The organism is Dorea sp. D27, assembly GCF_001185345.1.
Classification (GTDB): Bacteria; Bacillota; Clostridia; order Lachnospirales; family Lachnospiraceae; genus Extibacter.
In genome coordinates this window covers 255,441-272,072 of record NZ_KQ236747.1, presented here as the reverse complement: position 1 = coordinate 272,072, position 16,632 = coordinate 255,441, and the positions used below count along the sequence as shown (strand labels likewise).

The 16,632-nt window shown below is 50.3% G+C and carries 12 protein-coding genes; 2 read left to right on the top strand and 10 right to left on the bottom strand.

What is annotated here, in order from left to right; all coding sequences use genetic code 11:
• Nucleotides 1–510 precede the first annotated feature (510 nt).
• On the bottom strand, nucleotides 511–1,227 hold the full coding sequence (locus HMPREF0980_RS17100) for a cell wall hydrolase (RefSeq protein WP_049730274.1): 717 nt from the start codon (nucleotides 1,225–1,227) through the stop codon (nucleotides 511–513).
• A 214-nt stretch (nucleotides 1,228–1,441) separates the two neighbouring features.
• Between HMPREF0980_RS17100 and HMPREF0980_RS17095 the strand changes: the two genes are divergently transcribed.
• Nucleotides 1,442–1,876, top strand: a complete 435-nt coding sequence (locus tag HMPREF0980_RS17095; protein ID WP_049730273.1) for an AraC family transcriptional regulator — start codon at nucleotides 1,442–1,444, stop codon at nucleotides 1,874–1,876.
• A 49-nt stretch (nucleotides 1,877–1,925) separates the two neighbouring features.
• Here the strand turns inward: HMPREF0980_RS17095 and HMPREF0980_RS17090 are convergent, their stop codons facing one another.
• The 7 genes from HMPREF0980_RS17090 to HMPREF0980_RS17060 form a co-directional block, all read right to left on the bottom strand.
• Complete coding sequence (locus tag HMPREF0980_RS17090; RefSeq protein WP_049730272.1) at nucleotides 1,926–2,627, bottom strand: ATP-binding protein; 702 nt, start codon at nucleotides 2,625–2,627, stop codon at nucleotides 1,926–1,928.
• A gap of 126 nt (nucleotides 2,628–2,753) precedes the next feature.
• On the bottom strand, nucleotides 2,754–3,440 hold the full coding sequence (locus tag HMPREF0980_RS17085; protein ID WP_049730271.1) for an ABC transporter ATP-binding protein: 687 nt from the start codon (nucleotides 3,438–3,440) through the stop codon (nucleotides 2,754–2,756).
• Nucleotides 3,441–3,460: 20 nt separating this feature from the next.
• Entirely contained in the window at nucleotides 3,461–5,911 is a 2,451-nt protein-coding gene (locus HMPREF0980_RS17080; protein WP_442855439.1) for an ABC transporter permease, read from the bottom strand.
• A gap of 127 nt (nucleotides 5,912–6,038) precedes the next feature.
• A complete protein-coding gene (locus HMPREF0980_RS17075) occupies nucleotides 6,039–7,448 on the bottom strand; it encodes a sensor histidine kinase (protein WP_049730270.1) in 1,410 nt (469 codons plus the stop codon).
• Complete coding sequence (locus HMPREF0980_RS17070; RefSeq protein WP_084002921.1) at nucleotides 7,449–8,153, bottom strand: response regulator transcription factor; 705 nt, start codon at nucleotides 8,151–8,153, stop codon at nucleotides 7,449–7,451.
• 172 nt (nucleotides 8,154–8,325) lie between these two features.
• The gene (locus HMPREF0980_RS17065) at nucleotides 8,326–8,583 is read right to left on the bottom strand and encodes a hypothetical protein (RefSeq protein ID WP_049730268.1); all 258 of its coding nucleotides are present in this window, start codon (nucleotides 8,581–8,583) and stop codon (nucleotides 8,326–8,328) included.
• Between the two features lie 21 nt (nucleotides 8,584–8,604).
• Nucleotides 8,605–9,168 carry a hypothetical protein gene (locus tag HMPREF0980_RS17060; RefSeq protein WP_049730267.1) on the bottom strand — a complete coding sequence of 188 codons (564 nt, stop codon included), beginning with the start codon at nucleotides 9,166–9,168 and terminating at the stop codon, nucleotides 8,605–8,607.
• A 294-nt stretch (nucleotides 9,169–9,462) separates the two neighbouring features.
• Between HMPREF0980_RS17060 and HMPREF0980_RS17055 the strand changes: the two genes are divergently transcribed.
• On the top strand, nucleotides 9,463–9,789 hold the full coding sequence (locus HMPREF0980_RS17055; RefSeq protein ID WP_084002919.1) for a sporulation initiation factor Spo0A C-terminal domain-containing protein: 327 nt from the start codon (nucleotides 9,463–9,465) through the stop codon (nucleotides 9,787–9,789).
• Nucleotides 9,790–9,875: 86 nt separating this feature from the next.
• Here HMPREF0980_RS17055 and HMPREF0980_RS17050 read toward each other — a convergent pair whose 3' ends face one another.
• Both HMPREF0980_RS17050 and HMPREF0980_RS17045 read right to left on the bottom strand, forming a co-directional pair.
• Nucleotides 9,876–16,160 carry an InlB B-repeat-containing protein gene (locus tag HMPREF0980_RS17050; protein WP_049730265.1) on the bottom strand — a complete coding sequence of 2,095 codons (6,285 nt, stop codon included), beginning with the start codon at nucleotides 16,158–16,160 and terminating at the stop codon, nucleotides 9,876–9,878.
• 30 nt (nucleotides 16,161–16,190) lie between these two features.
• A complete protein-coding gene (locus tag HMPREF0980_RS17045) occupies nucleotides 16,191–16,523 on the bottom strand; it encodes a four helix bundle protein (RefSeq protein WP_049730264.1) in 333 nt (110 codons plus the stop codon).
• Between the last annotated feature and the right edge of the window lie 109 nt (nucleotides 16,524–16,632).

The following is a 16,632-nucleotide window of genomic DNA, read 5'->3' as shown; positions in this document are numbered from 1 at the left end:
CTAGATGGAAAATGATAGCAGGCTTAGTGTATACAACACATACAAATTAGTACGGTGTTATTATCGCAGTTAAACGTTTGCAGCGAGGCGTGCACGCCGTTGCTGCAAGAAGAGCCGGAATCAGGCAAGGGATGTTATCTCATATAACAGCACTGTACCTGATTCCGGCTCTTCCTCATAATAATTTCATTTTTCAAAGGTTTTCACTCGCTCAGCTTTTTTATTAATATACCGGCACAGATAAATTCCTTCCGGCCGCCAGTAACGTCACATAGCCACCCCCGCTCGTGCCAGTAAAGTAGATAGCCGATGGGGAGGCAGGGGACAGATGCGAAGGTATAAGCGGGAGGGACGGAGAATCCTCACCAGATTCCTTAGTTTGTGGGATGAGAGCCGCTATCGGCGAACATTCCACAGGCTTAGGAATCTGTGTGATAGTCGCAGTCCCGGACGCATCGCAGCAGATGCCCCCTGCCTTCCCAGCGGCGCCCTGCTTCACTAAACCCCCAATTAGTGGAAATAATGTGCACCTATCTGCATCCCGGAGCCTCCCTGGTCAAAATACAGGCAGTCTCCTATCGGATTGGAACCTGCAAGCGCGTCTGCCGCTGCCTGTCTGGCCGTATCTGTGTAGCCGCCTGATGACAGAACCTGGTCGAGCCAGCCCGTCACAGCCGGGCCGAACTGTCCTGACTGATAGATGACGTCCCGGATAGAATTCGGAAATACTCCGCTCCTTACTCTGTTCATCACAACTGCACCTACTGCAACCTGTCCTTCATACGGCTGGTTTCCGGCTTCACAATATATAATCGCGGCCAAAAGGTCCTGATCTGACTGGCTGGCCGACACTGCCTGAGCCTGTACGGCCTGGGCGGCCTGTTGCTGGGCGGCCTTCTCCTGGGCCGCTTTCTCCTGGGCCGCTTTTTCCTGGGCCGCTTTCTCTTCCGCAATCCGTTTCTCTTCTGCAATCCGTTTCTCTTCCGCAATCCTCTTTTCTTCTGCAATCCGTTTTTCTTCTGCAATTCTCTGCTGTTCTTCTATTATCTTCTGGGTTGTCTCTTTCATGTCCATAAACCGGGATGCATATTTATCTATATTTACATCCGCCGATACAGGTACAGCCTCTGATTCGCCTGCCATAGCTTCGCTTGAATACCCTGCGGTAAATAGCGATGTAACCGTAAACAGTGTTACCAGAAGCCCCACATTTCTTTTAGAATTCATAAATTTATACCCTCCTGAAAATAACAATATTTTAAAATTGTTTTAATTAATTATATTCAGATATTTTCTATTTATTACAATTGTTACATATTTGTTACGATTTTATTCAAAATAATGAACTAATTTTAAAAAAGTTATTGAAAAAAATTTTATAAGATTCTATCATTTAGTTATTGAAGTCGACATCAATAGATAAATGAATGGAGAAAATCAGATGAAAATAGAAGAATTTAATAATATCACGATAGCTTATATGCGTAATGTCGGTGCATATGGTATTAAGAATGAAAGATTGATGGAAGATTTTAAAGACTATTTAAAAACCAATCATTTGTTTGATGCAGATACGATTATACTGGGAATCGCCTTAGATAATCCGGCAGCAACGCCACCAGAGGAATTAAGATATGATGTGGGACTTATCATTAAAGATGATATGGACATAAGCCTAAACACGAGAGAAATTGATGATGGAACGTACGCTATATATGAAACCGCTCATACGAAGCAGGCTGTCAGCGCTTTCTGGCAGGATATTGCAAAGCGGACTGAAGGTCTGGCTGTAGATTATGGCAAGCCTGTTATTGAACGTTACGCGGCGGATAAGATAGCTGACAATCTGTGTGAATTTTGTATTCCTTTAAAGTAACTGTATTAAGGGCCTGTTCCGAACTGGCGGAGCAGGCCCTTGTCCCATATTATTCTAGTATAGTTCCGTCTGTACATACTGTAACTACCTGCCATGGCATAAATTTGCCGCTCTCCTTCAGCGCCGAGACAGCAGCTTGTTCGATGCCCCCGCAGCATGGCACTTCCATTCTTACTACGGTCAGGCTCTTGATATCGTTTTCCCTGATAATCTCGGCCAGCTTCTCACTATAATCTGAACTGTCTAGTTTCGGACAGCCGATAAGCGTCACCTTGCCGCGGATAAAGTCCTGATGGAAGCTGCCATAGGCATATGCCGTACAATCCGCTGCTATGAGGAGATGGGCTCCGTCGAAATATGGCGCGTTCACGGGTGCCAGCTTAATCTGCACCGGCCACTGCCGAAGCTGTGATTCCGAAGGCGGCTGGCAAGTCGGCTCAGACATCGTTTCTCTGTCTATCTGCCTGGACTGGCTGCCTGGACATCCACATGGCTGCATGTCCTCCTTCTGCTTCTTCCTCTTATTCTGCCGTACTGCCTCTTCATCGTATGCCGCGGCCTCACGTTCTACGAAAGTAATAGCTCCAGCAGGGCAGGTAGGCAGGCAGTCTCCCAGTCCATCGCAGTAATCGTCCCGCAGCAGTTTCGCCTTGCCGCCAGCCATACCGATGGCTCCTTCATGACAGGCCTCCGCGCACAGCCCACAGCCATTACATTTCTCTTCATCTATGTGTATTATTTTACGTACCATATACAATACCTCCTTACGGTAACTTTCTTGGTACATTATAATACATTGATGCGCATTTGTATGTTGTAAGTACAACATAAGTTTGTAAATAGAGACTCATTGAACTTCTGCCGCTTCAGACATATGCTATGCAAGCACCCCATCCCGTACGGTTATGATTCGGCTGCTGCTTTCAGCCGCCTCCTGGGAATGCGTGACCATTATGATTGTCTGCCCGCTGTCCCGGTTGATATCTTCCAGCAGGCGCATAATGCCCCCACCGGTCCTGCTGTCCAGATTGCCGGTCGGCTCATCCGCAAACAGGATATCAGGGCTGCCGATAAGTGCGCGGGCTATCGCCGTCCTCTGCTGCTGACCGCCGGATAGCTGGCGCGGAGTATGCTTTCTCCTGTCGGACAGCCCGACAACATCCAGGATATGATCAAGCTGTCCCCTGTAATCACGTATCTTTTTTCCATCGAGCAGAAGCGGAAGCATTATATTTTCCTCTACGTTCAGATTCGGGATAAGATTATAGAACTGAAACACAAATCCTATCTTCTGTCTCCTTATCCTGCTCATCTTTGCGTCATCAAAGCTGCATATGTCTGTTCCGTCAATATATACAGAGCCCTCCGTCGGCGTGTCAAGCCCTCCAAGGATGTAGAGAAGCGTGCTCTTGCCAGAACCTGACTGTCCCATGACAGATACAAATTCTCCCTGCATGACCTTCAGGGATATTCCCTTCAGTACTTTTGAAACCGTACCACCGACCATAAAATCTTTTGTTATATTTCTGCCCTCGACAGCGGCAATACTGCCATATTCCTTCATATGCCTGTCCTCCAGTCTGTCTATTCAAATTTTATTTCTTCCGCCAGCTTCATCTGCCGGCTCTTTAATATAGGGACTGCTGAGCCTGCTGCCGTAATCACGATACCCATAGCTCCTGCAGCCAGGAAAATGGCAATATCCAGATCCGGCCTGATGGAAATCTTCGGCCCTGCCACGGTAAAAATCGTCTGTATCTCCATATACGATACCGCTATCGCTGCTGCTGCTCCAATCAGGCCGGCGGAAACTCCTTCGATCAGCATCATTTTTACATTCTGCCTGCCGCTGAGTCCTGCCGACTTATACATGGCTATCGCGCGCCTCCTCTGCATATAATTGATCAGCAGATTATTAACGATTCCTACTGCGGCCATCAGCAGTATGAAATAAGTCATACTATGCATCGGCTGCAGGAACGTGCTGACGGTACTTGCGGCATCCGCATTGAACTCTTCCACCGTACGGCTCCAGTTCGGGGTGTCACCGAACAGATTGCGGATCTGGACCATCACCGCATCCGCATCTGCCGCCGTATATGCAAGGAAATCATAGCCCTCTGCTCCAAAGTCCTGCACTGCACGGTAAGACGGTATGACAGCTTCCACGTCTGTAGCCCTTGACTTATAGCCGGCGATGATTCTATACGCCGCCGTGTAGGTACCATCTGACAGCGAAATCTTGTCCCCTGGCGTAAGCCCCATTTTCTTCATAGTATCTTCGCTAATAATCATAACTCTTTCATTTTCTCCAAATGCAGACACCGCTTTTTCACTTTCCTTGCCGTCTGAATAATGGAGTGCGAACATGGAACTGTAGCATTTCAGATTGTCCGTAGCTTCCAGACGTGTAAATGAACCTCCTTCCCCCTGCACTTTGTCTTCCAGCACATGTATGGGAAGCACCTCTTCTATGCCCTTCAGCTCTTTTACCTGTCTTATAAAGTCTTCCTCCATATGACCGTCCGCAAACCCTTCGAGCTCTGCCCCCTGAAAGACGTCGCTGATATATGATGTCACAAAGTTCCCGACGGCGCTGATAGAGATTACGGCAGAGATGCTGATAAAGAGCAATGTGATATTCTGCGTAACGTTTTTATTGTCCCTCATGTTACGCGCAGCCAGCATCCCTTCATTACCGAATAAGGTTCCATAAAGCCGCTCCATCCCCCTCGCCGCAAGATTCGTGAAAGACGGAATAAAAAGTATGGCGGCAGCTATCAGACCAAGAAGAGAGAGTCCTCCGGCCGGATACAGCATCTTTTCCGGAGCTATACGGGGCAGCACGATAGAGATGATGCCGAGTATGGCAGCTATGGCAACGGTATGTTGCACCGGCCTCTTCTTTTCTTCTACCGTCCCGAGGACCACTTCCTTCACAGGCAGGCGGCCCGCCCGGCGGACAGGAATCCATGAGCTCAGAAGCGAGACTATGACAGCCGCAGCAATAGATATGGAGATGGCAGGCAGCGTAATCACGGCCGGAATCTCGATTCCCTGTGCCAGCCTGTCCCCCAGTCCATGCAGTATCACTTTCAGGATAGCCGTTCCCACAGGGATGCCAATCAGTCCTCCCGTCAGCCCATAGACGACGCTCTCCGCCAGAAGGATGGACGTCACCGTCTTTTCTTCAGCCCCGATGCTGCGGAAGGTTCCGATAACAGGAAGCCGGTCCAGCGTTATCACTTTGTAGCTGCTGTAGATGATAAATACGCTCATCGTCAAGGCAAAAAAGCTGATCAGGAAAAAGGGCATGGATTTCTGCCTTGCGTCAGCAGCAATCTGCGCTTCATCTACAGTCTCAGATACGCGGTAAAGATCTTGCGGCAGCTTCTCTTCCAGACAGGACTTGAGTTCTCCGGCTGTCACGTCATCTGCCGGTTCAATCAGTATCTCGCTGTACTTTTGCGTCTGCTGCACAATATCTGTCAGCACGTCAAGCGGAACGAGAGCGGTCGCCCCTCTCGTCTGCCTGAGGAACAGCGTATCGTATGCGGCTATTCCATACACTTCAAATGAGACAGGTATGTCGTTGATGCGTAGCGTAACCGTATCCCCTTTGCTTATCCCGAACTTAGAAGAGAACCTGTCCGGAAGGATGATCTGCCTTCCGGAAAAGCCAGTTATGCTGCCCCCGCCTGACATACGCGGTTTATTGATCCGATTCAGCTGTTCTAGATTGGACGAAACGAGATCTACCGTCTCATAATATCCGCCCTCGCTGTACATCGCAGCTTGCTTACGTAATCCGGCTTCCGCCTGAATCTCAGGGATATCCGGAACCGTATTGTCATCCAGTTCTGCGGAATCGTCCAGAGCCGTTACAGAGAGGGACGCTTTCCCGTACATCCCACGTGCCATCTTCTGCTGCGCGCTTTCATAAGATGCCCCGATGGAATAAGAGACGAACAGAAGCGACGATGACAGGATAACTGACAGCAGCATCACCACTGTACGTACCTTTCGTTCTTTCATATTTGTAAGTATATATTTTATTATGATGTTCAAAACGCACCTTCTTTCTTTTCAAGTCATAGGAAAAGCTGACAGCTATCATGATAAAATGATAACCTGCCAGCCTTAATCCTACTTGTACCCTGCCTTAATTAACCTTAAATATAATCCTTATATCTGTCCCTTCCCCCGGTGCGCTGCGGACCGCGATGGTCCCTCCATGGCTCTCTATGATACTCTTTGCTATCGCCAGTCCCAGGCCGGTCCCTTCCGGTTTTTCATCCGTATCCGTGCCGCGGTAATATCTCTGAAACAGCCTTTTCGAATCCTCCTCAGACATACCGGCCCCATTGTCCGACACGATAACCTGTATCTCGTTCCGTCCGTCCTCCACGCCTATCGTAATCTCGGCATCCTCGCCCCCATGGATGCAGGCATTGATAATGAGGTTGCTGAACGCTCGTCTGAACAGCATCCTGTCAAAAGAATAATAGATGTTTTCTTTTGCGGTCTGTATCTGGATGCTGCGGTGTTCATACTCCGGAGTGTTCTTTATATCGATGGCCGTTTCCTTCAGAAAACGGACGAAATCAATCCTCTGCCTGTCCGGCAGTACTGTTCCACTCTCCAGCCGGTACGTCAGCTTCAGGTCATCCAGAAGCCGCTCCATGTAAGAGACATTTTTTAATATGATTGCAGCGTACCTCTTATGCCGCCCTATCCTATCCGTACCACTGTCCTCATGCATGATTTCCGCATAGCCTTTCACCGGAGACAAGGGCGTCTTCAGATCGTGGGTGATGTTAGCTATCCATTCCCCCCGCATCTTTTCCGTCTGCTCCCGGAGACGGTCACTGCTCTTAATCTCTGCATCCAGCCGGTTCAGACTGCCATATATATCGCTGAATATTCCTTCATCCTCAACAGATATATAGGAACGCCGGGCAATAGCCGTGACAGCATCCGTGACGCGTCCCATCATCCGCGTCATCCAATAGCCGTATGCCATACCGGATATGATGATTACGCCAAACAATATGCTGCCAAGCACCAATACTATTGTCCTGCCTTTTATAAAGTGCTCTCCACTCAACTGCATCGTGACCTTTGTGACCACTGTCGGAAAATGAATGATGTATGTGTAATTGCTGTCTGTAAGTTCCCCTACAAGCGATGCCTCTTTTCTGTCCGTCAGATGCCCGTCCCTGTATATAGCCATCAGATCTGAGGCAGTATAGCATGCGGCGGCCTGTTCCGGCTTTCTGTAGCTGTATTGTTCTATTCCATCCTGATCTAAGATCTGGATTCCGAGCTGCTCTCTCTGCAGCAGCTCTATGCCGGACTGTTTTAACTGAGGCTCGTCTTCGATAAAGATAATCTGCTCCTCGAACGTTTTAGTAAAACGTTCCGGCCAGTCGCTCCTGACAACAGTTCCATCTGCCTTTCTGACAGTTATCAGCATAAAAAAGAGCACCGCCGCTATTACCAGTATCCCGGACAGGGAGAACAGAAACATACTATAGATATGCAGGCTCGTACGGTATCCGGATTTGTTCATCTAATCAGTCCTTTTCTTTAACTTATATCCCAGCCCTTTAATCGTGACAAGCATTCGTGGGTCAGATGGGTTATCTTCTATCTTCTCACGTATATGCCGTATATGGACCATAATCGTGTTGTCACAGATGCTGCTGTATTCCCCCCACACCTGTTCATACAATTGTTCCTTGCTGATGATTCTTCCGGCATTTTCAGCCATGTACGACAGCAGAAGGAATTCCCGGCCGGTTAGTTCCAGCTCTTTCCCGTCTTTGAGCACCCGGCAGCCCTCACGGTCTATCATCAGCCTGCCCGCAGCCAGGTATTTCTCCGGCTGTTCCTGCACATGGCCCTGATACTTCTGTCTGCGCAGCTGTGCCCTGACACGAAACGCTACTTCCCTGGGGCTGAATGGTTTCGTGATATAGTCATCACCTCCGCCTGACAGGCCCAGAATCTTGTCAATATCATCATCCCTGGAAGACAGGAACAAGATAGAGCAATAGGAAAAGCCTCGAATCTGTCGGCATACTTCCAGACCGTCGATATCGGGAAGCATGATATCCAATAGGATAACATCCGGCGCGAACTCGTTACAGATACGTAACGCGTCTCCACCGGTGTAAGCTCTCCGTATCTCATAGGAGCCATCCATACATAATGTCTCTTCCAGCAGGTCTACGATATCCTTTTCATCATCAACGATCAGAATCTTATCCGACATAGCCAAACCCCTTTCCTCATTATCTGTTATTGTGCCCTTTGTCCACCGTCTGATTCTTGTATTATACCATACCGCGCAAAGAAAAGTCCCGGAGTTTTAAGCTCCGGGACCTGGAATATCCGGTCAGATTAGAAAACATGTTTGTCACTTGCTGTTTCCGTTATATATCACGTTAATCAAGTTTGTGGATAAGCTCCATTGCCTGTTCATATTTTTCTTCATGCACATAAATGGAATAATGCTGCGTGTGTTCATCGTTTAACCCATAACTGCCTCTGCCGCTGACAAGCAATAATGCAAAGAACTGTCCCAATCCATTACCTGCTTTTATGCGATCCGTATATTGTATATTGTTATCGCTTAATATATTTTTGATTTTTAAAACATACTCTAAAGATTCCGTTTGAATTAAACGCTTTTTATTCTTCATCTATATGCTCCTTTAATATCCTTAAAGATTATGATTGCAGACAACAGTAATAATTTTCCCATTAACACGGCCACTAATATTTCCACCCAAGAAATGACCTCTACCATATTTCCCCTTAGGCCATGTGGTATTGGCACTGAATTGAGATCCAAAAGTAGTAGATGCGCTACGGGAATTTGTCTCTAGAGACTGCCCATACGTAGCACCTGCATTCGTCATATTATAAGATCCACTAACTCTTCTCCAATTTCCCGTTATATAATTTAAACTTGCCCATGTTCCGTCATCTGTATAGGTAATTGAGACAGTTCCCCGCCATCCTGATAATGTATTGGCAACACTTTGATCAATCATTGGCATTGGAATTTTTCCTAACGCTTCTTCTAAATCAACAGTATCGGTTACTCTGATACCATTTCCAATGTTCTCAACTGTCACCACAGAATCTCCAAGGTTTATTCTTGTTTCTTCACCAGTCTCTATATCTTTAATTATCAGATAGTTCTCAGTAGTTCTTGCCGCTGCCTCTTGTGCTAAGGCGGCAATGCTGTCCTCCGTATCAGACTCCTGGGCATTTGCTGTCATAACACTTCCAAATACCAGTACATCGGAATCACCACCCTCTATCTATATATTGATTATTATAAAGTACTACCCTAGTATTAATCTGTACTCAACTGCAAATTGCAGATTTTTGTCTGTTAAATATTATATATGTTTATATACCTGCATCTGGGGAGATTGTTGTCTTTATATAGTAACATTTCTGTTATCGTCTGTTATCGTCGTTTATGACTTATTAATGTCTGTTTATGTCCGCTATCCTCCTTTTGATCATGTATTGATTACAATATATCCGTAAGGTCACAAGGAGGCATTATGCAAAAGATAAGAATACTATTATTGAAGCTCGGTGTAAGGTCCACGCTGAAGGGATTCCATTTCCTCCTCTACGCGCTGCAGCTCTGTCTATCAAGTGAAGAATACCTGCTCTCTGTCTACAAGACGCTGTATGTAGATATCGCAGAACACTTCGGCACTTCCAGGGACAACGTAGAGCACTGTATCCGCACTGCCATATCAAACTGCTGGTACAAAGGAAACCGCGAACTTCTGATTAAAATTGCCGGGTACAAGCTGAAACAGAAGCCGGCAAACGGAGAATTCATCGATATTCTCTACAACTATCTGTCTCAGACAGGCTAGCCCTCCCATCGAAGACATACCGGTATATCCGAACAGCAGGGGGGCCCTTAAGAAGAAGGCCCCCCTGTTCAAGCTTTTCTCATCTATCAGCGCCGTTTCTTACGGCCACGTCTTTTCACGATTACCAGCACACCGCCGCCCATAAGGGCAGCTGCCGCCAACAGCGCCCATAGCCACGGAGCATTCTCGTCTCCTGTGCGCGATGCGTCCCCAGGTTTTCCCCCATGCGTAGACGATGGTTCCCCGCCGGGCTCAGGTACATCTTCTGCAAGTACAAACGATATCTCAGTTTCTGACTGATTATCCTTTTCTTTCCAGGCACCGTTTTCATACCGTTCAAGCCCAAAAGTCACCGTAAGCTTATGCTTCCCAAGCGCCATATCCTTTGTGTCAAATGAAGCCGCATACGGTGCTGCGCTCCAGGTGCCGGACGGATTCACCGACCAGCTTCTCGGAACGTACCGTTCATCGTCCTCTATCGGGAAATTATTGTCCATGCCTGTGCCGGCTGCCGTGAAATCGAGCACAGAGCCAATAGCGTATGTCCGGCCATCCTCTATACCGAGAATCTTATTGTCACCTGGATCGGACTTTATGGGCCCGCGGCCGCGCCACTTGGCGTACAGCGTGATATCATTCTGCAGCTCTGAGGTAAAATCATATGGCATGGTAAGCACATCGTCCTCGTACCAGCCAAGAAAAATCTCGTTTTGTTTGACCGGATCCTTGGGCTTTCTCACTACTTTCCCTTCTTGCACCTGCTGCTTAGGCACTGCTGAACCTCCATTTGGCTCAAAGGCAACCGTATAATATGCTTCCCGGAATCCCGCGTACAGCGTTAACGTATCTCCTGTGTCCGCAGGAACCACATCATTGTCGAAATTCCACTGCTTAGTGAGCTCCTTGTCCTTGTACCACTTACCGTCAAACGCATAACCGTAACACGATGGGGTGGATTTGGGCTCTTCTATATTTGTTCCCTTTACGCCATAGTTCCAATCAATCTCCTCTCCGTTCACCGGATTGAGCCACTGTATCTCCACTTGCCCGGGGAGTGGATTCCATGCGGCGTACAGCGTGCAAAACTGATTCGTTGGAGCAAAGGGGAAGCCTGCATGGTGTAGAGGCGCGTCCAAGTCCGCCACCCACTCGCCGTCCTTCATGATAGCCTTCTCGCTCCAGACATTAAATTCAAATCCCTGGCGCTCGGCATTGCCCAGGCTAATCCCTACCATACTACCCTGTTGAATATACGTCGGATTCTCGCCTCCATATACACCTCCCATCGCATCAAACCAGACGATTCTGGCCGTGAAGTTCGGCTTGGCATACAGGTCAAGGGGACCGGTCCTTCCCGGGCCTATCGTGTCGATCGGTTCTTTAAACTCCCTGTCCGTATACCAGCCGGCGGACTCGAAGCCATAACGGCCTGCGTAATCCGCCTCTTTCAACTTCACCTTATCTTCCACAGTATACCTGTCCGGGTTTTCACCCTTGCCCGCCGCAAGCATGGTGTGGTAGGTGATGGGGTATTCGATAGCCTCCCACTTGGCGCGCAAAGTCAGGTCTGCAGCCACCCATCCGCCTTTTTTGTCCAAAAGCGGCAAGGAATAAACAGCCGTTGACTTATCCACGTCCACGCCGGACGGGTTGCTGCTTTCAAAATACCAGCCCATGAAACGGTAGCCCGTTTTTTCCGGATCGCATAGGGTGATGCCGTCGAGCAGCGTGTATTTGTCCGGGTTATCCGGATGGTTCGTTCCACCGTCCAGTTCATAGTCGACCTTATACTCCACGGCCTTCCATTTTGCGTAGAGTACATACGGCCCGCCTTTACCGCCTATTGCATTCCCGATATGCTCCGGCTCAAGAGCCTCCACCTTCTTTGTAAATCCTGCATCCTCATACCATCCCTCAAACGCAGCGCCCACACGGGTCGGCTCTGCAAGCACACGCGGCACAGCATTCCGTCCGATGGCAGGGAGGTTCTTTGCGTTATTTTCCCCTCCGTTCAGCTCATAACGGATAACATACACCTCGTCCCGAATCGTTCCCACATGCAGAGACACCGGCTCAGACACAGCTATATGCTGCCCGTTCACAGCACTTGCAGCCAGCGCACTGTCCGCCCCATTCGTACCAGATGCAGCATTCGCCCCGCTCTCCGGCGTGTTACCGGCCGTATCTGCCGACTCGCTCTCCGGCGTATTCGCTCCCGTGCCTGCTGTCTCACCCTCCGGCGTGTTCCCGGCTGTACCTGCTGATTCGCCCTCCGGCGTAGTTCCGACCGCATCCGCTGTCTCGCTCTCTGGCATATTCCCGACTGTATCCGCTGTCTCGCCCTCCGGCGTGTTCCCAGCTGTACCTGCTGGTTCGCCCTCCGGCGTTTCCGTCAGCCCGGCAGCCGACGGCTGCACGCCAGCACCCCGGGAGTCATCTATCCCTGTCGCCGCACCGCCTCCCGGTGCAATATAAACAGCAGTCAAATCATAGTAGCCCGTCTCCTCAGGCTCCCACTCATACGTCGCCTCGCCAGCCGACGGTGTAAGGCCTTCTTTCAGCACTTTTTCCTCACCACCGTCCTTTCGGTAAAAGAGGGAAATGGTTCCGTCGCTGACAGCCGCAGCATCCTTCTTGGACACCTCCGCCTTCAAGTTTACCTTCCTGCCGGCAGGCAGAAAATACGCACCTGTACGTTCCCGCAGCAGCTCACTGCCGCCCACCCCGCCATCTCCCGTTCCCTCTGCCGAAAGGGATACGGAAAAACGAGGATCCTTACCGACATGCACCGTTGCCGTCCGGGACACCACACGCTGTACATGAGCGCTGTGAGGCGCACCCTCCGGTTTAGAAGTGAAAACACAGCGGTATTTTGCACCGTCCGCCTCCGCCTCTGGCAGACTAAGCGGACACACAACGCTCTCATATGAACGCGTCCCGCCCGACATACCGGACATATCTTCCCACTCGCCCAGATAGTCCTGACTCTCCCCCACCACATATCTCTGCCACTGGTAAGAGATGGTATTATTAGAATCTGTGTCCACAGCCTGCGCCTCGAGCGATGCCTGAATCTGGCCGTCCATCGGCTCCGCATACACATCCTCCGGCTTCAAAGAATTGCTAATCGAAAGCGTGCTGGCCTTCGCTGTGGTGGCAGTTATGGGCCGGGTCCTGCCTCCATCCGGCTTATTCCATCCAAGCGCCTGAAATGCGAAATCGTAAGTTGTACCAGGCTCCAGTCCTGTAATCATCATAAAGTTCTGCTTCAGAGACTCCACCTTGCCCGCAGACTGGTAATCCGCCGCATCTGCCCCGGTGTTCTTCCAAAAGACCTCATACTCCTTCGCAAGACGGTAGTCATCCTCACCCGGCTGCTCCCACGCCAGCACCACAAATGCCTTCCCATTTTCCTGCATCCCCGTCTCATATACATAAGGATTTTCCGGCGGCAGAGGCGGAATGTACGCCTTCTCCTCTACGATAAACCCAGTCGTAAGCAGAGAGCCATGTCCTGCACAGGGCCACACGCCCATGGTCGTCTGAAAACTATAATCCCCGTAGCCCTTAGGCAGCGGATTGATGGTTGCCCCCGTGCCGATAGAAACGGTAAAGCCCACCTCGCCGGTGATACTTTCCCCGATTCCGCCAGTCTGGCCTACGGAGCCCTCCAGCTTTCCGGCTCCGAAGAAATTCACCTCTCCCTCCACCTTGGCCAGTACAGACCCGCTGACCTTAAGGCCCGCCGTCACGCTGCCGCTTACACTGGCGCCTGCGTCAAATTCAATCCCATTCGTCGTATCACCATCTATAACGTCCTTAGGATGTGACACCATCTTCAGCGCCGGATCGTAATGGGGGATATCCTTGAACTCCTTCTTGTAAGTCGTCGGGTCCCCCACGGTAAAGTCATAGGCGCTCATATCAATCTTGCCCGTTCCAAGACCATGCTTTGTATACGCCTCATTGTACTGCTCCATCGTAAGCAGTGTATACGTAGGCGAATAAGGAACGTGCATATTGTAGCTGTACCAGCCCGCCGGCACAGTATCGCCCACCTTGTACACAGCGCCGTCCTCATTTTTCAGAACGTCACTTCCCGTCAGCCTCTTATACTCTTTCGCTGTCTCCTGAGTCACCTCAAAGGCCGGAACCCACACCTCATACTCGTAAGTCACCATAGGCGTCACATACGCCAGCACATGGTTCTTATCACCCGGCGCGCTGTACGTCTGGGTATTGCCCACAGAAAGCCCCGCCTGCAGCGATACCGACTGCTCAAATGCGGCGTCCATATCCACCTCCAGACCCCCGATGACCTTATTTCCCGCCATGCCCGCGCCCATCATAGCGGTAATAGAACCGGTGACTCCTGCCGAAACACTCAGGCTGCCGCCAGCCGAGCCCTCCAGCTCATTTCCTACCGAGAAAAATACATCCCCCACCCCATTTCCATAGGGCAGCTCCTTCCAGTACGGGATGGCAGGAAGAGACATAAGCGCATTAGGGGCGCTGTAGCCGTACTGCTTGTCCTTATATCTATAAACCGCCCGGTTCGCCGTATCATTCACCTTCGACAGCGTCAGGAATGTGCCGCTGCCATCGGCGTCACGCCCCTTCAGATACTGGTAGTTGGTGTCCTGCTGCACCACATTGTTCGCGCCGTCCATCCAAATCCAGGTGAGGTTGCAGTCCGCCACTGCGTTCGGATTGTGATAGTTGTCGTTCCACACAAGGGCAATCTGCTCGCTGCCCGGGTGGTCTGCGGCGAAACGGCCGGAAACCGCGTGGCTGACCGTGACCTCACTCGGTTTCATGCTCATTTCCATATGCTTAACGAGAGAGCCGGCCAAAAGCCTTTCCTGCTCGGTGTCGTCCTTTTTCACGCCCGCCGCCTCCCGGAAGCTTAGCACAGCCCCTTCAAGGAAAAGGTAATCGTTATCTGTAACTTCGCTTAAAGCCGCCGCTGCAAGTGCCACAGGCTCACTCATGGCATATCCGCTGTCCGCGGCCATCACTTTTTTTACATCGTTTTCAGGCGTATACTCCAATGGCTTTGAGTATGTCATCTTGTAGGACTTCGTATCCTTGTCATACACAAGCATGTTAACGCAGTACTTCTGGAATGGTTGTTTCTTCAGCTCCTGATTATTGGTATCTGTCCACGTATCCACATAACCTGCAATTACAAGTTCATGGGTCCCGGTTGCGTTTAGGTCTGCCTCCACGGTTGCCGGGAAGCGCATGTAGTAGCTGCCGTAACTAAGATGGTCTAAATATGTCTGCTTCATACGTCCTGCGTCCTGCTCGTAGACGGCCAGAGCAGGCAGCTGGCTGCGCCCCTTATAGGCTTTTGCGTTGCTGCGCGGCAGGCACGTACTGATGACGAGGCTGTCCTTTTTGGTGACCTCACGCGAAAGTGTGGCAGTCGTAAGGTTTACGATGGGCAGGTTCCACCCGGTGAAGCTGAACCGGTACTGCTGCGGGTCGTTGACAGCGGCAAGCTCGTTGAGGATAATCTTTGTTCCCTCGGTGATACTTCCGTCCTCCCCAATCGTATAAAGCTGGATGTAAGGCTCTGTAAAAGACGGCACGTACACCGCCAGCTCGTCTACTCCGTTGCCGTCATAATCTCCCGCCGTCAAGGCATTCAGCCCCTGCGCGGCACGCACGTCCATATCGCCCATGCTCTTATTGTCTTTTGCCAGCTTGACATAACGGATGCCTGCAGGTTTGTAACCATTGCCGGAGTGGACCAGCGTGCGCACGCACAGCCAGCTCGTCTTTTTGGCGCCTTTTACGTTTCGCTCCTTGCCTGTGAGCAGGATGGACTCGCATATGACCTCCCGCTTGCCGCCTGAACCGTCACTGTTGCTGCCCATGTCAAGAGACACGGAATTGAGCGTGCGGTAGTCGCCGCTCTCTACCGGCCCGCCAGCATTAATGTCCGCATAGTCAGAGGCCGGGCTGACAGGGGCGGCATCCAGATATCCCGAAGCACCGTTGCCACTAATCTTTGCGCCCTCCTTGCTGCGGCTGGACATGGTGTTATACACCGCATACTTGCCTTTTTGTGACTTCTCTTTATTCATGTAACCCACGTAGAGCTGTGACATGGCTGTGCCCTCGAAACCGTCCAGTGGGTGTTCGGAGGAAGAGAATGCCTCCTGGTCCGGCAGGGATTGAAAGCCAAAATCTTTATAGGCGTCGTCGGCCAGTGCATTATCCGGTACTGCGGCACTGTTTTGCACATTGCCAGAATCTTCCCCTTTCTGTGCAAATGTCTCCCCGGTAAATGGGGACAGACCCGCCAGCATGCATACGCACAGCAGCAGAGCGGGCCATCGGTAATGCTCTTTGATTCTTCTCATGTAAGAAACCACCTTTCGTTCTTTTCTATGTTATTCTCTTATTTCCCGGGCACACGTTTCCAGCTGGCGCCTCAGTCTCTTGCAATCCTCCCGGATTGGTCTGCTCTGTTTGTCATTCAGATATCCTGCCCTCAGTGCTATCTCCAGGACATAATCAATTTCCTCTGTCAGCAGAAGCGCACGGCCGAGTACACGGCCACTGCCCTCCCTGCTCCAGGCACGGCAGTCACAGCCAAGCCCGGTTGCCGCCGTAAGCAGCCGGTCACAAAGCGGAAAGTTACCGCCTTCCTCTCTCAGATATTTCACAAGCTCTGCCACATGGATTGCAAAATCCATGGCCTGCATTTCCAACTCTTGATTCATAGGCTCTGCCCCCTTCACTTCAGTCCGCTTCCCTTCCGGATATACCATATATCATAACTGTAAAATGCAGAACGCAGAATCGTATCAGTATGAAGTTTTTCATCTATTT